At 61.4% G+C, this 19,864-nt stretch carries 21 protein-coding genes; 13 read left to right on the plus strand and 8 right to left on the minus strand.

The features are described 5' to 3' along the window. Window positions 1–164: 164 nt before the first annotated feature. From QNA11_RS20875 to QNA11_RS20370, 5 genes are all read right to left on the minus strand, one after another. Window positions 165–1,100, minus strand: coding sequence for a DUF7146 domain-containing protein (locus QNA11_RS20875; RefSeq protein WP_461649598.1), 936 nt, complete (start codon window positions 1,098–1,100; stop codon window positions 165–167). A gap of 130 nt (window positions 1,101–1,230) precedes the next feature. After that, complete coding sequence (locus QNA11_RS20355; protein ID WP_283484527.1) at window positions 1,231–1,995, minus strand: hypothetical protein; 765 nt, start codon at window positions 1,993–1,995, stop codon at window positions 1,231–1,233. Window positions 1,996–2,001: 6 nt separating this feature from the next. Beyond that, a complete protein-coding gene (locus tag QNA11_RS20360) occupies window positions 2,002–2,541 on the minus strand; it encodes a hypothetical protein (protein WP_283484528.1) in 540 nt (179 codons plus the stop codon). A 226-nt stretch (window positions 2,542–2,767) separates the two neighbouring features. After that, window positions 2,768–3,382, minus strand: a complete 615-nt coding sequence (locus tag QNA11_RS20365) for a hypothetical protein (RefSeq protein ID WP_283484529.1) — start codon at window positions 3,380–3,382, stop codon at window positions 2,768–2,770. Continuing rightward, window positions 3,382–3,855 carry a hypothetical protein gene (locus QNA11_RS20370; RefSeq protein WP_283484530.1) on the minus strand — a complete coding sequence of 158 codons (474 nt, stop codon included), beginning with the start codon at window positions 3,853–3,855 and terminating at the stop codon, window positions 3,382–3,384. The genes QNA11_RS20365 and QNA11_RS20370 overlap by 1 nt, the downstream gene beginning before the upstream one ends. A 182-nt stretch (window positions 3,856–4,037) precedes the next feature. On the opposite strand from QNA11_RS20370, the gene QNA11_RS20375 reads away from it, so the two are divergent. From QNA11_RS20375 to QNA11_RS20430, 12 genes are all read left to right on the plus strand, one after another. Beyond that, the gene (locus QNA11_RS20375) at window positions 4,038–4,595 is read left to right on the plus strand and encodes a lytic transglycosylase domain-containing protein (RefSeq protein ID WP_283484531.1); all 558 of its coding nucleotides are present in this window, start codon (window positions 4,038–4,040) and stop codon (window positions 4,593–4,595) included. After that, a complete protein-coding gene (locus QNA11_RS20380) occupies window positions 4,592–4,903 on the plus strand; it encodes a TrbC/VirB2 family protein (protein WP_283484532.1) in 312 nt (103 codons plus the stop codon). The genes QNA11_RS20375 and QNA11_RS20380 overlap by 4 nt, the downstream gene beginning before the upstream one ends. Next, complete coding sequence (locus tag QNA11_RS20385) at window positions 4,903–5,199, plus strand: VirB3 family type IV secretion system protein (protein ID WP_283484533.1); 297 nt, start codon at window positions 4,903–4,905, stop codon at window positions 5,197–5,199. The genes QNA11_RS20380 and QNA11_RS20385 overlap by 1 nt, the downstream gene beginning before the upstream one ends. Window positions 5,200–5,209: 10 nt before the next feature. Next, window positions 5,210–7,645 carry a VirB4 family type IV secretion/conjugal transfer ATPase gene (locus tag QNA11_RS20390; RefSeq protein WP_283484534.1) on the plus strand — a complete coding sequence of 812 codons (2,436 nt, stop codon included), beginning with the start codon at window positions 5,210–5,212 and terminating at the stop codon, window positions 7,643–7,645. Next, window positions 7,635–8,330, plus strand: a complete 696-nt coding sequence (locus QNA11_RS20395) for a hypothetical protein (protein WP_283484535.1) — start codon at window positions 7,635–7,637, stop codon at window positions 8,328–8,330. Before QNA11_RS20390 ends, QNA11_RS20395 begins: the two co-directional genes overlap by 11 nt. A 23-nt stretch (window positions 8,331–8,353) precedes the next feature. Further along, window positions 8,354–9,076: a type IV secretion system protein gene (locus QNA11_RS20400; protein WP_283484536.1), complete on the plus strand. Its 723-nt coding sequence runs from the start codon at window positions 8,354–8,356 to the stop codon at window positions 9,074–9,076. Window positions 9,077–9,288: 212 nt separating this feature from the next. Then, window positions 9,289–10,344, plus strand: a complete 1,056-nt coding sequence (locus tag QNA11_RS20405; protein ID WP_283484537.1) for a TrbL/VirB6 family protein — start codon at window positions 9,289–9,291, stop codon at window positions 10,342–10,344. A gap of 17 nt (window positions 10,345–10,361) precedes the next feature. Further along, window positions 10,362–11,111: a VirB8 family type IV secretion system protein gene (locus QNA11_RS20410; protein ID WP_283484538.1), complete on the plus strand. Its 750-nt coding sequence runs from the start codon at window positions 10,362–10,364 to the stop codon at window positions 11,109–11,111. Continuing rightward, entirely contained in the window at window positions 11,108–11,974 is an 867-nt protein-coding gene (locus QNA11_RS20415; protein WP_283484539.1) for a TrbG/VirB9 family P-type conjugative transfer protein, read from the plus strand. The genes QNA11_RS20410 and QNA11_RS20415 overlap by 4 nt, the downstream gene beginning before the upstream one ends. Window positions 11,975–11,989: 15 nt before the next feature. Beyond that, the gene (gene virB10, locus QNA11_RS20420) at window positions 11,990–13,336 is read left to right on the plus strand and encodes a type IV secretion system protein VirB10 (RefSeq protein WP_283484540.1); all 1,347 of its coding nucleotides are present in this window, start codon (window positions 11,990–11,992) and stop codon (window positions 13,334–13,336) included. Window position 13,337: 1 nt separating this feature from the next. Next, window positions 13,338–14,288 (plus strand): P-type DNA transfer ATPase VirB11, encoded by a 951-nt coding sequence (gene virB11 / locus QNA11_RS20425; protein ID WP_283484541.1) that lies wholly within the window; start codon window positions 13,338–13,340, stop codon window positions 14,286–14,288. A gap of 8 nt (window positions 14,289–14,296) precedes the next feature. Then, window positions 14,297–16,702: a type IV secretory system conjugative DNA transfer family protein gene (locus tag QNA11_RS20430; RefSeq protein WP_283484542.1), complete on the plus strand. Its 2,406-nt coding sequence runs from the start codon at window positions 14,297–14,299 to the stop codon at window positions 16,700–16,702. Between the two features lie 113 nt (window positions 16,703–16,815). Here the strand turns inward: QNA11_RS20430 and QNA11_RS20435 are convergent, their stop codons facing one another. After that, window positions 16,816–17,442, minus strand: a complete 627-nt coding sequence (locus QNA11_RS20435) for a LysE family translocator (protein WP_283484543.1) — start codon at window positions 17,440–17,442, stop codon at window positions 16,816–16,818. Window positions 17,443–17,756: 314 nt separating this feature from the next. Beyond that, window positions 17,757–18,356 carry a cupin domain-containing protein gene (locus tag QNA11_RS20660; protein WP_330085148.1) on the minus strand — a complete coding sequence of 200 codons (600 nt, stop codon included), beginning with the start codon at window positions 18,354–18,356 and terminating at the stop codon, window positions 17,757–17,759. A gap of 66 nt (window positions 18,357–18,422) precedes the next feature. Between QNA11_RS20660 and QNA11_RS20445 the strand changes: the two genes are divergently transcribed. Next, window positions 18,423–19,178, plus strand: a complete 756-nt coding sequence (locus QNA11_RS20445; protein ID WP_283484544.1) for a phospholipase D-like domain-containing protein — start codon at window positions 18,423–18,425, stop codon at window positions 19,176–19,178. Between the two features lie 4 nt (window positions 19,179–19,182). Here the strand turns inward: QNA11_RS20445 and QNA11_RS20450 are convergent, their stop codons facing one another. After that, window positions 19,183–19,860, minus strand: a complete 678-nt coding sequence (locus QNA11_RS20450) for a methyltransferase family protein (protein WP_283484545.1) — start codon at window positions 19,858–19,860, stop codon at window positions 19,183–19,185. Between the last annotated feature and the right edge of the window lie 4 nt (window positions 19,861–19,864).

Consider the following 19,864-nt stretch of genomic DNA (forward strand, 5'->3'; position numbering starts at 1 on the left):
GCTGAAAAACCGCTTAAGTACAGATAAACAATTATGATTTACCCGTATTTCTACGATAGCCAGCCCGCCACGCCCCAGCTATTGGCGCGCAGTTGTGGCCAAATAGCAGAGCCTTTGCAAGAGGTCTTGTGAACAACTCATCGAATTCCGGCGCTAAATCTTTGTCAGCCAAAGAGATATTTTCTTACCAGGGAGGCCGCCGACGGGGTGTCGTCTACCTCCGGAACCAAAATAACCGCAGATTCCCACACTCGCGCGAAATCGGCCCCCACCACTGTCGGCGTCGCGATCCACACCTCGAGCTCCGGTCGGTGCTCGAAGAATGAGAGAGCGGCGGATAGACCCGGCGCATCGTAGTCGGCGAAGACCGTGACGCGCCTTACGACCGGGGGAAGAGTGACCATCGCATAGCGATCGGCGCCCAGGGTCGCCCAAACAGGCAAATCGTCGTGAAGTAGCGACGCCGCCCAGGCCGTCTCGAAGCCTTCCGAGAGCCCGATGTGCTCGGCGGCGGGCGCGAGCCGCAGAAGTCCATCGCCAAGTGGTCCGATCGCGCGTCGCGGGTGCGGCACGTCGGCTTTTCGAAGCCCCGAAGGGTCGAGGAAGGTCAACTGAACGGCGACGATTTCGCGCGAGGGCGCCTGCACGGCTGCGATTAGGCATGGAAAGCGTCGCCTCTCGTCATAACGATAGGAGGGGAGGAAACGAATGGTCGGCGGCGGCGTCGACGGCAAGCGACGCGCGCGAAGGTATGTCTCGGCGGGCTTACCGGCGACGGGAAGCGCCGCCTTCCAGAGTTTCTGCGCGAGCGTGGTAGTGGTCTTCGATTTCGTGGGGAGTCTGTGAGGCGTTCGGCTTTCGAAGCGAAGCTTGGGGCCACGGTCCGGCGTTAGCGCGTCCAAAGCAGCGATAATGTCGCGGGGTTTGCAGCCCGCGAAGCAATGGAAGACAAGCGTGCGCTTTCCGTCGGATACGCTGAGCGATGGGCGGAGATCGCCGCGCCCCTTCCCATGCCCTTTCACGGGACAGGAGCAGAGGTAGCCGCCTCCCTCGGGCCTCCCGCCAAGAATTTTGGCTATCGTCGCGGCGTCATGCTTCATCGGGCCGGCGAATTAGTGGCTTTGCCCCGCCTGCTGCGCCTCGGCGCTTGAAGGCGCAATTACAGCGAACACGCCAAGCAAAAATCCGCAAAAGACGCTACGGCAGTCGAGAAACATGCGCTCAGCCTTCCTAAGCAAGATTTGCGGGAAGCGAAACGGGCGCGTTGCCTGGAGACGGCGGGATGACGCCCCCGGGCGTGGACCCACCGCCCGGGCAGTTGGTGCCGCCCCCACCAGAGCCGGTTGAAGCTTTGCACGTCGTCGCCGCTTGGTTGATTTTGTTCTGGATCGATTGTCCCCAGGAGCAGATGGATTGATTGTTCCCATCGAGGTTGGCAGTACCATTGCGAAGCATTGCGCCGGTGGCTCCAACGCCGCCATTGCCGGCGGTCGGGCAGGCGCCGCCGTTGGACTGCATGAAAGCGATGTCGTTCTTGCAGATGAGCGGGCCGAATTGAAAGCAGGCCATCATCATGCCGGGCGAAACCGCCGTGCCGGCGATAGACCTGTTGTTGGCGAGAGTCTGAAAGCCCCCTAAAGTGTTCGAGTTGCCGACCTGTTGAGCCCAAAGACAAACCTGCTGTTGCATAGGCAGATTGAGATATTGGCTTGGGCTCATGCCGGGGGGAAGATTCGAGCGCGTGAGCTGGAGCACGCCGAAGTTGTTGCCGTTCGATTCGCAGGTGTTGCCGCCGGACTCGGCCATGGCAGCGCCGCCGAAATTGCAGGAATTGTTTTTCAATGTGCCGTTGGCGTTCGAACAGCCTTGGAGGGCATTTGAGATGTCGGATGCGGAGTAGCTTTGATTGGAGCAGCCGCCCGCCAGAAAAGCGTGCACCGGCGCGCAAAACGCGGCGGACAACAGGGCGGCAGTCACGACGGAGGTGCGGCGCATGGCGTCCTATTGGAGCTTGATGTGAACGTCGATCGGGCTCTTTTCACCGTTCGATACGTCGGTGAAGGAGAATGAGCGCGTCGACGGATCGAAAGAGGCGATCGTCATGAAGCGCGTTTGCGAATTCGACGAAGCGTCGAAGCCGTACTCGCCGCGCACCGAAGAAATGGGAAGATCGAAGTTGGCGATGACGCGGGTCTTTCCGCCGATGATCTCAACGACGCGGGCGGGACAAGTTAACGAGTTGGGGTCGGCTGAACTCGACGTGCAACTGTTATTGACTGCGGAAACGACATAGGAGCGATCGGCGCCCTTGAAGGTGGTCGTCCAGACTTGGGCGATCGGCTTGAGATGGACGCCGGGCGCAAGAGCTTGGACTTCGGCTCTGTCGGCGCGAAGCTTCGCAATCTTGTCGGCCCAAACGGCCGTTTGGAGGCTCGCGGGTCCGACGAGTGAAAAATCCTCGGCCACGAGCCGGTGCGACGCTGCGTCTTGCGCATAGCTGGCGAACGGGACAAGGAGGGTAATGACTGCTACGGCGCTCACGAAAATCTCCTTCGCAATATTGGCCGATGCGAAGCGAGAAGCGAGGACGGGCGCCGGCGTCAAAGGCGCGAAGCGCCGGCGGAAAAGCAGAGGGTCCGCTTGCGGAAACTGCTTTTCCGCTTGACGCAAGGAGGCGAGCGGCCATGCCAAAAATCGCTGCGCTCGGATCAACGACGAAAAGAGGCGCGTTCGCGTGGTCATTGTCTGTGCTCCGGTGAGCTTGGCGCTATTTCGTGGGGTGAAGAGGCACGGTTTGAGCGCATTGGGGGATTTCCATATGCGAGACCGTGTAGCGGATTTTGAAGGCGCGCGCGGTCACGTCGTAGGAGACTTCGGTGCGCGTGGCGGATGAGTCTTCAATAGGGGCGTCAGGCTGCTTTTCGAGAAAACAGGCGGCTCCGTCGATCACGAGTGCGTAGCGGTCCGCCTCGAATATGGCGAGTCGCATCGGGCAGACTTTGATTTTCGTGCCTACCGCTGGGGAAGGGTATTCGTCCGTGCAAACATTGGGCGCGTCGAGCACGGTCAGAGCGGCGAGCTTGGTTTGGAAGTTGATCGTGAAGTGCCATTCCGAGGCGCCGCGATTGCCGACGGCGTAGCTGAGCGAGGGGTCTGCGAGCGGACGCCCCGGAACCGGCGCCGGCGGCGGCTTTGAATTGTTCTCGTCGAGCCGATCCTGCCAGATCGAAGCGTATGACTCCCCTTCTCCCCGGGGAATGCGAAGATCGGAATAGGCGACCGGACGCCATCGCTCCGGATCCGCCGTGAAGGATTCGGCAGAGACTGTCGCGGGCGGCAAGACAACCCCAGCCGCCAGGATCGACGAGAGCAACGCGCGCATCAGCGACGCCCCACGAAAGGCCGGAGAACGCGCATAGCGGCCCGAAACATTCGGCGGGCGGCAAAATAGCTCGCGGCGAAGAGAGCGAGCGTGGGAAGCAGCACCAGCAGCGCCGAACCGTTGGGACGCAGCGGGGTTTGCACGTCCGGAAAGAAGGCTGCGTTCAAAATGCGCTCGATTGGATAGAGAATCGGTCCGACAAGTTGGACAGGAAGACTGTTCAGCCAATCGGCCGCCAGCGAGACGACAACCACCAAGGCTCCTAAGACGATCAGAAAAGGGAAAGGAAGCCGAATCGGTTCAAAGAAGACGTATTGGCTGTCATGGAGATGCTTCATGGCGGCGCTCTCACTCGGACGCTTGCGTGGGACGTTTCCGATCCCTCGCGGCGTCCCAATATTTTCAGTCGTTTCCATATCGCAGATTTTGGCTGTTGCCAATTTATTATATTTTGTTAAGAGGGAGTCGCTCACCAGGGAATTGCCCCATGCGCATTGCGCTCCTTCTCACCCTCTGTCTTCTCCCCGCAATCGCGGCCGCCGACGGGCGAAAATCTGCGCCAGCGGGAGCTGTAAGGGTCGCCTTGGCGCCGGCCTCAGCCGCGCCGCGGAGCTTGCCGGCCGAGCCTGTCGAATCAGGAGCCTGCTCGTCTGAGATGGATTCGCAAAGCCTGCGAGGCCTGGTTCAATCCGAGGCGCGGCGTGCGGGAGTCGACGAGAAGCTTGCTCTCGCGATTCTGGATCAGGAGTCATCAAGCGGCGCCAATCTCAATTCCCCGAGGGGCGCGCGCGGGCCGATGATGCTCATGCCGCAGACCGCCGCCCAATATGGCGTCAAGGACATTTGCAACCCCGTCGAGAATGTCCGCGGGTCGATGCAGTTTCTGAAGGACCTCGTCGTCCAGTTCCAAGGAAACATGATGCTCGTCGCTGCCGCCTACAACGCCGGTAGCGAGCGCGTCTATCAGGCGAAAGGCGTGCCGGCGAACTCGGAAACGGTTCGCTACGTGGCTGCTGTGACCAATCAATATTACGGGCTCGGCGATCTCTCGGCGCGGCGTGGAAAGCGTGTCGCCGAGGCGAGCCGCAACGTTCAGGAAGCGGCAGGAAGCGAGTCGCCGCCAGCCGGAAAGAGCCGCTCGGCGAAAGACCAGGAGTGGATCGGCGGGTCGGTACTCTACGTGTCCCCTGGCGATGAAGGAGAAAGCAAATGAAAACTTTTTCGCATTCCGACGCAATGTTTTTGGGCGTTCTGGTCGGACTGGCGCTGATCGCTGGGTCCGATTCGGCTCTGGCGCAGACGGCGACCTTCCAGCCCCTGAACACCGCGCTGACGAGCGTGCTTCAATTCATGACGGGAACCTTCGCGACGACGGCCGCGACCGTCGCCGTGGCCGCCGTCGGCTATCTCGCTCTCACCTCGCGCATTCCATGGTCTTGGGCCTTCTCGGTCATCGTCGGCGTGGCTCTGATCTTTGGCGCTGCGCAAATCGTCCAGTCGCTCACAAACGGGCAGGGCTGATGATCCGGCAACAGGCGAAGCCCCGTCTCGATCCGCTCGTCGGCGGCCTTACAAGGCCGCCCATGATGCTCGGCGTCCCCTATGTGCTGTTCGTCATGGAATGGTGCGTCATCGTTCTCATCTTCATCAACACCAAAAACCTGCTGATGTTTTTGCTGTTCGCGCCCATCCACGGCCTCGCTTACGCGCTGACGGTCCGGGACAATCGGTTCGTCGACATTTTGCTCGTGCGCTACGGCAAATGCCCCATCACCCGAAATCATCGATTTTGGGGCGGGGACTCCTACAAGCCTTGAGGGGTCGAACGTGGCGAAGCTCTCCGCGCATATTCTCAATTCTCTGAAATTCGGAGCGCAAAGCGGCCGCGAGGCCGGGATATCCAAGCACGTGCCCTATCTTCGGCATGTCGAGGAGGACATGCTCAAAACCAAGGAGGGCCACTTCCTGATGGTGGTGAAGGTCGGCGGCTTCTGCTTTCAGACGGCCGACCAGGCGGAGATCGATATGCGGCTATCGAGCCGCAATACGCTCATTCGTTCGATGAACGACAGCCGCTTCGCTGTCTATTCCCACATCATCCGGCGCGAGGTGACGCCAGAGATCGGCGGCGGCTTCGACAACTTTTTCTGCGTGGAGCTCGATCGCCGCTACATGGCGAACCAGGCGCATAAGCGCATGTTCGTGAACGACCTTTATGTAACGATCGTTCGCCGGGGGTTTCAGGGCAAGGTCGGCATGGCGGACAAGGCAACGAGCTTTTTCCGCAAGGGGCTCGGCGTCGAAGAAAACGAGGTCGAGCGCGAGGCCAAGCGGGAGCTGCGCGACGTCACGGCCAATTTCTGCAGGGAGATGGCGAGCTACGGAGCGCAAATCCTTGGATGCAGAATGCGCCACGGCGCCGTCTGCACGGAAATCGGCGAATTCCTGGCGCAGCTGCTGAACGGCGGGACGCCGCTTCACTTGGCGCTTCCACGCATGGCGCTCGACGCCTATCTGCCGACGAAGCGCATCACCTTCGGTAAGAAGGCTCTTGAATTCAGGGGAGCGTCGGACGCCGACACAAGGTTTGCCGCCATGCTCTCCATTCGCGAGTATCCGGCCTACACGGGAGCCGGGATGCTGGACGGGCTCCTGCGCGTCCCACATGAAATGATCGTCTCGCAGTCCTTTGCGCTCGAAGACCGCGCGCCGGTCATGTCCCACGTCGCCAAGGTCGAGCGCCAGATCGCCGCCTCGGACGAAGCCGGGACGGAGGTCGAGGCGGCGATCAACACCGCGCGCAACGAGCTCGTCACTGGCCAAACGGTCCTCGGCTACCACCATCTGACCGTCTGCGCCCTCGGCCGCTCCATCCGCGAAATGGAGAAATGCGTTCAGGCGGCGACGCAGGAACTGCAGAATTTCGGGACGATCGTCGTCAGAGAGGACATGAACGCCGAGCCCGCCTTCTGGGCGCAGATGCCCGGGAATTTCGCCTACATCGCCCGCCGCTCCCTGATCTCCTCGCGCAATTTCGTCGGCTTCGCCTCGCTCCACAACTTCGCCGTCGGCAGGCCTGAGGGCAATCGGTGGGGACCGGCGATCTCGATCCTGGAGACCACGAGCCAGACCCCCTATTTTTTCAACTTCCATAGACGACAGGTCGGCAATTTCACGGTCACGGGCCCGACCGGTTCGGGCAAAACCGTCGGCCTCGGTTTCTTGCTTTGCCAGGCCATGCGGGTGACCCCGCGCCCGCGCGTCGCTTTTTTCGACAAGGACCGCGGCGCCGATCCGCTCATCCGGGCCATGGGCGGCAGCTACGAAGTGCTGGTCCCCGGCATTCCGACGGGCTTCAACCCCCTGCAGCTTCCAGGCTCACCCGAGGACCGCAAGTTCCTCGAAGACCTCCTGAAACTGATGGTGCGGCCTCGCGACGGCTCGGATCTTGGCGCTCATCAGCTCAAAATCGTCGAAGGCGCGGTCGATCAAATTTTCGCCGTGCCCGCCAAGGATCGACGCTTCGCGGAAGTCGCGCATCTGCTCAGGGGCAGCGAGAAGCTCGGCCAAGAGGATCTCGCGTCAAGGTTCGACGTTTGGACGAAGGCCCGCGGATGGCTCTTCAACAACGAGCGCGACTCGTGGTCGGCGTCGAATGGCGTGTTCGGCTTCGACATGACCAAGGTGCTCGACGATGACGATATCCGCACGGCGGCGCTCGGCTATATCTTCCACCGCATCGAGGGGATGATGGACGGCAATCCGATGATGCTGTTCATCGACGAAGGTTGGAAAATTCTGACCGACGACAAGTTCGCGGGCTTTCTCAACGACAAGCTGAAAACCATCCGCAAACTCAATGGTATCGTCGGCTTCGGCACGCAGTCGGCGAAGGATATCGTCGCCTCCCCAATGGGGCACACGCTGCTCGAGCAGACGCCGACCAACATCTTCTTCCCCAATCCCAAAGCGGACTTCGAGAGCTATGTGACGGGCTTCAAGCTCTCCGAGCGCGAGTTCGAGTGGGTGATCAACACGCATCCCGACTCGCGGCAGTTCCTGGTCAAACATGATCAGGACTCGGTCATCGCCCGGCTCGATCTCTCAAACATGTTCGATATCATCAAAGTCCTCTCGGGGAACGTCGACACCGTCAAGGAGTGCGAAGAGCTGCGCGCCCGGGTCGGGGACGATCCGAGCGTGTGGGTCCCGATTTTCTGCAATTGGCGCTCCGCGAAGCGGGAGGTTCCCCATGCGGCATAGATTATTTCCGCTGGCGACCTCCTTTCTCGCCGGCGTCGGGCCGGCCCTTGCCGATGTGCCGGTCACCGACACCGCTCGGGAGACGACCGAAAAAAGCATCTCCGATTGCACGGCCAAAGCGCGGGTCTACAAGGAATCGACCTTGCAGCCCTCGAAGGGGATTACGGCAAGCCTGCAGACGCCGGGGCAGGGCCAATTGCCGTCAGTTGGCGGCGATCTCCTCTCAGCGAACAATGTGACGGCGCCCGCGACCGGCATCGTCTCCAACATGGATTTGAGCGCCGTCCAGACTATCGTGCCCGGTGGCGGAACGAGCGTCACAGCGCTGAACCTGAACACAGTGGCGCAGACGGTCGCGGCTTTGGGCGCGGTAGCGAGCGGCATTCAAGGGAACAAGAACAACACGCAAATCGCCAGCGCCATCATTGGCGCGCTGGCCCTCTCCCAGACCGCCTGGAACCAAAACAGCAGTGCGCGCAGCAACAACGGCGGCATGTGGAACCAGGCGATCATGGTGACGAGCCTGACGGCGCAGCTCTTCAATCAAGGCGGACTGAACCTTATCGCCGGCGCGAGCCGGGCGGCGAATGCTTTGGCCTTCGACCCGGCCAAAGCGACGCTCGTCGGGCTCCCCGCAATAACGGACACGAATGCGACTGTCGTCACGCGTTCCACGGGACCGTGAGGCGAGGCCAGAGGAGACAGATCATGATCAGGAAGCCGCTGCTTTCATTGTCGCTCGGGAGCTCGTTGCTCCTTAACGCCGCCGCACTGGCGCAAGTCCCAGTTATCGACACGGCGACGCTGACCCAGGCGACGCAGACGGCGCAGAACACCGCGCAGATCATGAACACAAACCAGCAGATTCTCGAGACGGTCAATCACACGCTGGCGGCGGTGACGGGCGATCGGTCGACTGGAGGCCTGTCCTCGATTGGCCTTGGCGGCTTCTCGCTCTCGAGCGCGCCGGACCTGAGCTCGCTGCTTGGCGGCGGGTCCCTGTCGATGGGGGCGCTGGGCTCCTATGGTTCTTTAGCGTCTTCGATCATCAATGGCCTCAATCTCGCAAAAACGCTGACTGGAGCGGACTCAACGACGTCGACGACCGACCTCGCTTACACGGGCGCGGTCAACACCTCCGCCGCCATCACCGCCGCGGTGTCGGGCGCTCAGGCCGCCTCCGTTACGAGGTCGTCCGGCTTCAAAGGAGCGGCGGGACAAATTGGCTCGGCGCCGGACATCAAGGGATCGATCGATCAAAACTCGCAGATCCAGACTCAAACGGGTCAGACCATCAACGAATTGATCGGCACGGTTAACCTGACGAACGCAGCCCTGAACGCTCAGCAACAGCAGGATCTCGCCGCGCAATCAAAGCTAGCGAACATGTGGTCGTACGACGCTTCGAAGGCCACCCTCGTTGGGCAGTAGGAGAAAAGGCGCGATGAGAAGAAGAATTGCTAGAGGCGCCTTCGTCGTCACAATCGGGATGGCGCTAATGGCTCTCTCGGCTTGCGCGCACGAGGACCTTACGGCGCCTTGCATGCGCGACAGTTCTCTTTGGTCTTTTGGACGAGCCTTTGCGGCGGCAAGTGATTGCGGGCCGCTTCTCCCGATAAATCGATAATTATGGAGGAACCGCCGTGGACATTATCTCGGCGCTTTTCCAGAAGGTGGACGCCGTCGCTGCATCGACGGTGCAGCAGATTTATCAGTCCATCTCCTCTGGCCTTGCGCCGGTATTCACCGTGGCGTTGACGATCTACGTCGCATATTGGGGATATGAGATGATCTACGGGCGCGCGCCGCTGACTGCCGGCGCGTTCCTATGGCGCATCTTTCGCATCGGCGCCATCTACACATTGGCATTCAGCTGGGGCGATTTCTCCTCGATCGTCGTGGATGTGTTCACGAAAGGAGCCGACGGCGTGGCGACGGCGGTTTGCTCAGGCGTCGGCGGCACGAACTGCGGCACGCCGGAGACCTCGATTTCATCGACGCTTTCGACGCTCTTCTCTAACGCGCTAACGGCGGGCAAGACCGTGGCAGCTTCCGGCGGCTGGGGCGCCGCGATCGGCCTCTCGCTGCTCGCGATCGTGCTCCTCATCGCCGCAGTCGTCTTCATCACGATCGCCGTGAGCCTCGTGCTGGTCGGCAAGATTGCTCTGTTCGTCTTGCTTGGGCTGGGGCCGCTGTTCATCGCCATGGCCCTCTTCAACTTCTCTTCTGTCCTCTTCACCGGGTGGCTGCGCACCTGCGCGCAATATGCGATCGTCCCCGTTGTTGTTTACGGAATCCTTGGATTCCTGCTAACGCTCATGAACTCCACCATCACCAATCTGGAGTCGATCAATGACGCATCGTCCGCAATGACGGTGATCGCTCCATTCTTGATCCTTTGCGGCGTCGGAAGCGCCTTGCTGCCGCTTTCCCTCCAAATCGCAGCCTCGGTCGCTGGCGGCTACGCGTTGCGCGATGTCATCGACCTTCAAGGCCGGGCGCAAGGCGCCTGGCGGCTTTGGCGGGGCTGGCGCGGCGGCGGTTACCGCCAAGCTGCGCTGCCGCCGCCAAGCGGCGGCGGATACACGATCCATCCGGGCGGCGCCACCGTGCAACGCGGCGCGCGCTACGACCCGCGCGCCGAACAGGTGGCGGCCGCCCTTATTGAAAGTCGCGCGGCTCAATTTCACAGCGAATAGAGATAGGAACCTCCATCATGTCCGATGATGTGGAGACCGGCGGGCGGTCGCCGCTGGTGGGCGATAGCTATTATCACGATGGCGCGCGCTGGGAGCGGGACATCTACCGCCGGCTCGAGCTCTCCAGAAACGCCTGGCGCGTCGTCGCAAGCCTGATTGGCCTCGCGCTTCTGGCGTCGCTCGTCGCCCTGTTCATGCTCATTCCCTTGAAATCCACCGAAGTCGTGACGCTCCTGGTGGACAAGGCGACGGGCTATGTCGAGGTCGCTAGGCCGCTTGAGAGCGGGGGCCCGATTTCTGAGCGCGAGGCGGTGACGCAAGCTAACATCGTCCGTTTCATCCGCGCGCGCGAGACCTACGACCCGCCGGCCTTGAGGGACAATTTTGAGCTCGCGTCGCTGCTCTCAAGTGGAAGCGCGAGCAAAGAACTCGCGGAACAATTTTCCCTGACCAATCCAAACAGCCCGATGAAACTCTGGGGACCAACCGGACGCGTCAAAGTCTATGTCAAGAGCGTGAACTTTCTCACGCATGGCTGGATGGGCAACCCCAAGGCGCTCGCGACGGCGGCGGTACGGTTCATGACGACTCGCACGAATGAGCGAGAGCAGGTCATTGAACATTGGGCCGCGAATGTCAGGTTCCGCTACACCCAGGAGCCGATGCGCAACGAGTGGCGCTTCGACAACCCGCTCGGGTTTCAAGTCGTCGAGTATCGCAAAGACCAGGAAACCGTGGCTCCTCTTGGCGGGGGAGGCGCGCAATGATTAGAGTTTTGCTTTCAAGCTTCCTTATCGCCACCGTTTTCTCATCGCCTGCCGTCGCTGAGCGCGCGCCGTTGCCGGTTCCGGCAGATTCGCGTCTGCGCACGGTGCCATTCGAGAAGGATAACGTCGTCACGATCTGGGGAACGCGGGGCGTTTCGACGATCATCGTTCTCCATGACGACGAGAAAATAGCGACGGTCGCGCTCGGAGACACGATAGGCTGGCAGGCGGTGCCCGATCAATCGAAGCAATTTCTCTTTATCAAGCCCCTGGAGCCGGATGCGGTCACGAACATGACCGTCGTGACGACGAGGAAGCGAATCTATTCCTTCATCTTGCGAACGAGCAGCGGACACGATCGCCGGGTCGTGTTCAAAGTCCGCTTTACCTACCCGGACGAAGAAGCAGATGCGCGGCTTTTGGAGAAGGCGCGCGAGCTCGCGGCCTTTCCGAACAAGCGGAACGCTGAAATTTCGTCGATCAGAAACTTCGATTACAGCTACAAAGGCGCGCTGTACGTCAAACCCGAGCACGTCTTCGACGACGGAACAAAGACCTATTTTCGGTTTTCGGGCGACGTTCCTGGCATCTTCCTGGTCAATCCCGATCGGTCCGAGACACTCGTGAACTACCGGCGCGAGGGCGGCATGATTGTCGTCGATCGCACAGCCCGCCAGTGGACGATGCGCAACGGGGCCGCGACCGCTTGCGTCTTCAACATGCGCGCCGAACCTGATCCGCCGCCAAGGGCGCAAGAGACGGACGTGCAACCCGAAATCCAGGCCGTCCATGCGCCCGACGGCGGCTTCTTGACGAACTTTCTTTCAAACGGCCTCGCGCCGAGCGCCAGCTTGCAGCAATAACAGGAGCGCCGGATCATGGCTGCTGATTTCGAGGAAGAAGGCCGGCTCGCGAACGAGACGGTCACGCGCCAGTCGTCGAACCCCAATGTGGCGCTGGGCGGAGTCGCGGTTCTTGCCGCCGCCGCTATCATCGCCTTCATGTGGTACGCGTCGAGTCGTAAGCAGAGCAAACCGCAAAACGCCGGCGACGAGTCATTTGCGACCGCGAGGCTACAACCCGGCGCGTCTTTCGACCGGCCGCCGCCGAAGGTGGAACCGGCTAAATTCGTGATTCCCGCGCCTCCGGCTCCGCAGCCTGCCGCTGCGGTCAGCCCTGCGCCCGTGACTGAGCCCAAGCCGGACGATAGCGAAGCGCGACGCCTGGCGGAGCTCGAACGGCTGCGCAAAGAAGCTGAAGCGAAACTGGAGGCTCGCCTTCGTTCGCCCATGCTCGCGATCAACGACCGGGAAGGAACGGCGTCGGTCGATCCCTCGGCAAGGGTCGGCGCCGAGAGGGACGAGGAAGACCCCAATCGCCGCTTCCTTCGCAACGCCGAAAATGACGTGACGCGGGCCCGCGCCGTCAAGCACGCGCGGATCGATGCGCTGGTGCCGCAGGGCTTCATGATCCACGGCGTCCTGGAAACCGCCATTCAGTCGGACCTTCCCGGAAATGTGAGAGCGTCAGTGAGCGAAGACGTCTATTCCTTCGACGGACGTCGGGTCCTCATCCCCAAGGGAACGATGCTCACCGGCGAATACCGCTCCGGAATTGTCCGAGGGCAGTCGCGCGTGATGATCATCTGGACGCGCATGCTGCGCGCCGACGGGGTGTCGCTGATGCTTGGCTCCTATGGGACGGATAATCTTGGCCGATCGGGTCTCGCAGGCGAGGTGGACAAGCATTTTCTCGACAGGTTCGGAAATGCTGCTCTGTTGACCCTCACCGGCGGCGTCGCGCAATTCGTCGCCTCGCTCGGTCAAAATCAAAATTTTGCGACGAGCCAGCAATATGCGCTCGATCCAGTGACCGGCCAGCTCGTGCCCATAGTAGGCAATCAGAACTCCGTGCTCTTAAGCGCGCGGCAGATCGGGGCCCAGTCGACCTCGCAAGCGATCACGCGCATGGCCGCAGAGGCGCTGAAAGACGAGGTTCACATTCCGCCGACCATCTACGTCGATCAGGGCACGAGAATTCTCGTCTTTGTGAAGCGCGACCTCGACTTCTCCGACCTCCATGCGGATCCTGTGAAAGAGGCGCTCTATGAACTCAAGCACCCCAATAAGCGCTCACGGCGCGACCAAGATACCGCTTTGGGAGACCCTGCCGGTGTTCTTTCGGAACGCGGCGGAGCCCATTCGGGTCTGGTTACAAAACCCTGACGTGATCGAGATCTGCGTCAACCGGCCAGGGGAAGTGTGGGTCGAGGCGCTGGGCAAGCCCGACATGGAGCGATTCGAAGTTCCTGAATTGAACGAGACGGCAGTGAGGCGTCTTGCCGAACATGTGGCCTCGATCACCCAGCAATCCGTGAACTCGTCGACGCCGCTGCTGTCGGCGGCGATGCCTCACGGGGAGAGATTTCAGGGTGTGCTTGCGCCGGCGGCGCCTTCTGGCGGCGCGTTCTCGATCCGCAAGCAGGTTATCGCCAATCTCGGCCTTGATGACTATGCGCGAATCGGCGCTTTCGAAGACGTAAAGGTGAGAGGGCCGCTCAAGGCGGACCTGAATCACTATCCGGAGATCGAGACCGAGCTTGCCGAGTTGCTGCAGGACGTGACGCCTGAGGGCGTGCATAAGGCGCTCGCCTTCGCGATCAAGAACCACGTGACGATGATCATCTCGGGAGGCACGTCGTCAGGCAAGACGACCTTTCTGAACGCGCTCCTTAAAGAAGTTCCAGCTGCCGAGCGCGTGATCTCGATTGAGGATACGCGCGAACTCCAGCCGCCGCAGCCGAACTGGTTATCCTTGCTCGCTTCCAAAGGCGGGCAGGGCTTGGCCCAGGTCACGGTTCAAGATCTGCTGGAATCGAGCCTACGGTTGAGGCCCGACCGGCTGTTTCTGGGCGAGATTCGTGGCGCCGAGGCGGCGACCTTCCTGCAGGCCATCAACACGGGCCATCCCGGCTCGCTCACGACGCTGCACGCCGATAGCTCCTACGGCGCCTTTGAGCGCCTGGCGCTGATGACGCTGCAATCAGACCTCAAGCTGAGCAAGGCGGAAATCATGGACTACGTCCGCTCGGTCGTGCCGATGGTCGTTCAATTGCGCCGCCGGCCGACGCGCGGCGTCGCGGAAATCTATTTCCGGGGCTTCGGCGGGAAGGCGTGAGAGGATCAATGCGCTGGTCGATCTATCTCCTTGGCGCGCTCTGCGCCTTCGCGGCGGCCTTCCTTCTCTGGGAGGCCTCTTACGCGCTCGCGGTCGCCTGGCGCACGCATAACTGGTTGCTCTGGATTCGCTGTACGCGAGGATTCGAGCTGCTCTTGCCCCTGCGCGCCGCTCAAAGCGAGTGGGGAAATCCTGACGTCCAGAATTTGGTCGCGCGAGCGACGCTCGGCGCCACGATCGCTGTCGTGGTCGTCGCCGTCATCGTCATGCAAATAGTTCAAGGCGTTCGAGCGATGAGGCCGCCGTTCGGGGGCTCGAGACTCGCGACGCTCAAAGATTTGCGGAAAGCGGATTTGCTGAACGGCGAGCCCGGCTACTCCATTTTCCTCGGTCGCCATAACGGCAAGGACGTGCGCTACAGCGGCGCGAGTCACATCTATGTGAACGGTCCGACGCGCGCCGGCAAGGGCGTCGGCTTCGTGCTCCCAAACGCGCTTGAATGGCGCGGCTCTTTGATCGGTTTGGACATAAAGCGCGAGATTTGGACCGAAATCGGCGCCGCGCGCGCAGCCATGGGCCAGCGGGTATTTCTGTTTTCGCCGGGTTCGGCGGAATCGCACTGTTGGAATCCCCTCGATCTCGTGTCGGATTGGCCGGAAAGGGCGACCGATGTGGCGAATATCGCGCGAAGCCTCATTCCGACGCCGGCGACAGGAGATTCTTATTGGGCGGAAACGGCTCGGGGGGTCTTCGCCGGCCTCTTGGGCTATGTGCTCGACAGCGACACTATGCACAGACATCGCACGGTAAAATCTGCGCTCAGGATGATGAGCCGAGGTCGCAGCCTCGCCGCCGTGATGGCGGATATTCTCGTGGCCGAGCCGAATCTGAACGAGTTTGTGGCGGATAAATTTCGGCAGCACATTGGCCGCGAAGAAAAGCAGCGTATGTCTTTCGAGGCGCATATCGTCACCGCGCTCGACGGATGGAACAACAAGCTTGTCGACGACGCGACGAGCCGCAGCGACTTCAACATCTCGGATCTGAGGCGCAAGCCCTTCACGATTCTGATCGGCACGCCTGTCGGCAATTTCGGCTCGGTCGAAGCGGTGGTGCGCCTCCTCGTGCAGCAGGTTCATGACGTATTGCTGCGGAACCTTCCGGGGCTCGACGAGCCGCACAAGCTCCTCCTCATGCTCGATGAATTCTACCAGTTCGGCCGCATGCCGGAAATCGTCGATCGCGCGCCGCTCGTTGCCGGTTATGGGTTCCAAATCGCGGTCATCGCTCAGGGACTGACTCAGCTGGACGTCCGCTACGGCAAGCCGACGCGCGACATGCTCGTCGGAAATATGGATGTGAAGCTTTTGATCGGCGTCGGCGACGAAACAACCGCGAAATATTGCTCCGACGAGATCGGAAAGCACTACATTCGCCGCGAAGGCTGGGGGACGTCGATCGGCGGCGGCAGCCTCGTCGGCGGCATGCCCCGCGCCAGCCGCACGACGCAAGGGCGATGGGAGCTTGAGCCCCTGATGGCGCCGGAAGCCCTACGGCGATTGGACGGTAAAAAGTCGGTGCTGCTGGTGCGTGGTCAGTACGCGGTAGTTTTGGACAAGATAAACTTCTTCACGGATGGCAGCTACAAGCGGAAGGTCGCGGCCTCGGCGCCTTTCAGCGCTCAACTGAGCGTGCCGGAGGTAGGGGCTGTCGCCTCCGCGTCCGACTGGTCGGCCGATGCGCGAGCGACGATCGCATCTGCTGTACGTGGAGCGAAGCACGACGCGGCGTTTGCACGCGTGATGGCGGCCGCAGAGGAAATCTTCGATGACGCTGAGCCTCTCCGCGTGGCTTTCGTCGCGGCGATGAACGAAGCGAGCAATGAGCCGGTAGCTACGCTTTGCAAGCGGCTTCGAACCGAGCCTCAGTCGGTCGCCGTTCTGAAGAAGCCGAGCGGCTTCTCGATACGACGGGCGGACCCGCCGGACGTTCTGACCAAATCGCTGCGAGCGGAAATCGTTGCCGCCCGAAATCTTCTCAACGCGGACCGCGCCGAAAGTACGGGCATCGCACATGGCGGATCTGGGTCTGACGATTTAAGCGGCGCTGCGCGGGTGTTTCCTCCGGCTGAAACGACGCCACTGCCGCGGCCCGTCTCCGTGGCGAGCGTCGGCGCCGGCAGCGGTGAAATGGAGAAGGCGCTGGAACCAGCGGACTTGATGGCGCTCGTCGCGGGCGTCAATGCCGAAGCCGCCGAATGGGTGGAGGAGGTGAAGACCACAATCGCATCTACTCTGGGGGGCGAGGAGCGGGCGGACTTCAACGCCGAGGTGGCGCGTCTGGAAGCAGCAGCGGGCCTTTTCCAAGACACGCCGAATGATCTGCGCGAACTTCTCGAGGTTGAACGCACGTAAGCTAGTGATATCAGAGATTGTCAGCTTGGGACTCGGAAGGGCATAAATGCGCCATTTGCGGACTTTCGGCGTCGGACTTGCGTATTGTTCTCGGTCCGACCAATTGCGGACCTTCAAGCCTTTTCGGCCGCCAAGCGAAGACCCAATCCGACGAAGATCACGCCCATTGCTTTTTGAAGCCAGCGCGCAGCGACCGGATTTTGTCGCAGTGTGGCAGTTATCTCTGCTGTCAACGAGACAATAACGACGTTCACTGCAATCGCAAGCATGTTGACGGTCAGGCCGAGCGCCAGCAGCTGGACAACCGGTTCGCCCGCCTCCACGTTCACAAATTGCGGCAGGAAGCTCAGAAAGAAAATTGCGACCTTCGGGTTCAACGCGTCGCTCAGGAACCCTTGCCAGAAGATGGCCCTGAGACTTCTGCCAGTTAGTGTATCGTAGGCGATAGACAGCCTTTGCCGGTCCCGCAGCGCATTCACGCCCAGGTAGATCAGATATGCAGCACCGATCCATTTAATCGCAGTGAAAGCGACCGCGGATGTTAACAGCACCGCCGACAGTCCGGTGACCGCCGCAGCCAGATGGACATAAGCTCCAGCGTTGATGCCGAATGCAGCGACGATACCAGCTCGCCTGCCCTGCGCCATGGATCGGCCGAGCATGTAGAGCATGTCTGGCCCTGGTGTTAGGATCAGGATGAGGCTTGCACCGACGAACAAGAAATAGCTCGCAAGGGTCATGGAGCGGTCCGGCAATCGCGTCATTCACGCAGACTGAAATCAATAGCTATCGACGCATGCGGCCGTCGACACTTCAATCACAAACGGTGTCATTCCGCCCATGGCCGACCATTTATCTGCGCAAGATCCAAAGACCGCTTCGGGTCAAAACCGGTCTGTTGCCTACGGTTTTGTGCGCGCTCCTCGGAGAACGGGGAGGCATTTAAAAGACGAAACGTGATCGAATCGCGGCCGCCGCGAAATCGGCTGGAATAAAAGGTATCGAATTTGCTTCCTGAGAACACAGGCCACGGCGCTGAGCCATCCGCCCTGCATCATCCAGCTTTGGCACTCACATGCACAGCAAGCCACACCGTCGGCTCGTTGGCGTCCGTCCATTCGACGCGATGCCGAGCATGGGCCGGGATCTCCACGTAGTCGCCCGGACGCAGAATGCGCGGCGCGGCCTCGCCGTCGAACAACAAGCCCGCCGACCCACTCAGCAGCACGACCCATTCGACCTGCTCTTGGTCGTACCAGAAGCCAGGCTGGCTGGCTTGCCCGGTGGAGACGATCCGCTCGATCTTCGCGCCCGAAAACTCGGCCAAGATTGTGATCTCCTCGTCGATCAAACGTTTGGGCACATTCGCAAACAAGTTCCTGGTGGCGAGCATCGGCTTCCTCCATGCGGCTGCATTCCCCTCATGAACCCCGTGGCCCGTCAAATGGAAGTAGTCCCTCCTTCCGGTGAGCATCAGGGCCAGCCCGTCGATGGCGGCCACCACCGTTGACGACGAGAAATAGATTGGGCCTGAGATCTCCATGCGCGCCTGTTCGCGCGTGATCGTCTCCCGGCAGCCGCCCATCGCCGCCAAGAGGCGCTCGCGGTCCACAAAGCGATCCGATCGGCGGTTTGATCTGCGGGGCATGGACATAGCCTCTTTCGTTCTATATTCGTTCTTATATGAGGAGGGCGACCTCCGGAAGGACGGGGGATAGGATTGCGGGCAGGGAAACGAGTTTGCGACTGTCTCGCGCTGCCGTTCGCCTTGCACGGATTTCTTGCCGTCTGTGCGGTGCCGGCCCGAGCCGCGGACGTCGAAATCCATTACGCGCCTGCCGAGAACCTCGAGCGCGTGGACGTCGACCTGCTGCGTTCGGCCCACACAAAGATAGACATAGCGGCCTATTCGCTGACTGATTGGCCGGTAATCGACGCCCTGATTGACGCCCACCGGCGTGGGGTGGTCGTTCGCATCGTGCTCGACCCCAGCCAACAGCATGCCCTCGACCGCCTGCGCGAGATCGCGGGCAGCATCCGCACGAAGGCGCCAGGGCCCTACATGCACCTGAAGTCCTATGCGATTGACGCCCGGATCCTGCGCTCGGGCTCCGCTAACCTGTCGGCCTCGGGCCTCAAGCAGCAGGACAACGACCTCATCATATTGCGGGAGTCCGCCGCCGCCCACACCTTCAAGGCCCGCTTCGAGCAGATGTGGGCAGGCGCCAATCCACTGCCGGCCCCCGGCAATCAGTTCGAGAATCCCGCTCCATCCCCGGCGTCGAAGAGAGATAACTGGGTCGCTGCGGGTTGCCTGATCAAAGGCAACGTCAGTCGCAATGGTGAGCGCATCTACCACGTGCCGGGGGATCGCACATATGATCGCGTGCGCATGGATAGGGGGCCGGACAAGCGCTGGTTCTGCACCGAGGAACAAGCGGTCGCCGCCGGGTGGCGGAAAGCCTCGAGTTGGTAGCCTCTTACCAAACGAAGGGCACGAAGCGATATCTGACCTTTTTCGCGTAGGCGGCGTATTCGGGGAACCGCTCCGCGAGCACGCGCTCCTCAAAGATCGAACGGACGGCGAGCAGGATCACCAGCAGGGGCGCGAAGACGAGCCCGTAGGACGAGCCGAGAAGCAGCGGCGTCCCGAGCAGAAATAGGATCGCGCCGCCATACATCGGATGGCGCACGATGCCGTAAGGACCGGTCGTCACGATCCTTTGTCCGCGCTCCTCCTGTATCCTGACAACCGGCGCGGCGAAGGAGTTCTCCGCCAAGACGCGCCAGATGATTGCGTAGGACGCCAAGATGCAGACGGCGCCCACAGCCTCGGCCCACGCCGGCATGACGGTCGCTCGCCAACGAACGGCATCGAGACCCGTGACAACGAAGGACGCCAAGTAGAGCGCGAAGAATAGCGACAGGATCGCCTTGTCCCATGCGGGCTGACCGGTTTGGAAGGGCAAGGACAGCCGCTCCCTCAAGAGACCCGGATCGTGACGGGCGAACCACAGCCCCGCGGCCGCGCCGACCGCTCCTATGATGCCCAAGAAGATCCAAGCCTCCGGCCAGGCGATCGTGCCAGCCGGCACGAAAAGGAGGGCAGTTATGCCGGCGAGCCAGACGGATGTCTGGAGGAAAAGTCGAATTAGCATGGCT

This window comes from Methylocystis sp. JR02, assembly GCF_030063565.1.
In the GTDB taxonomy this organism is placed as follows: domain Bacteria; phylum Pseudomonadota; class Alphaproteobacteria; order Rhizobiales; family Beijerinckiaceae; genus Methylocystis; species Methylocystis iwaonis.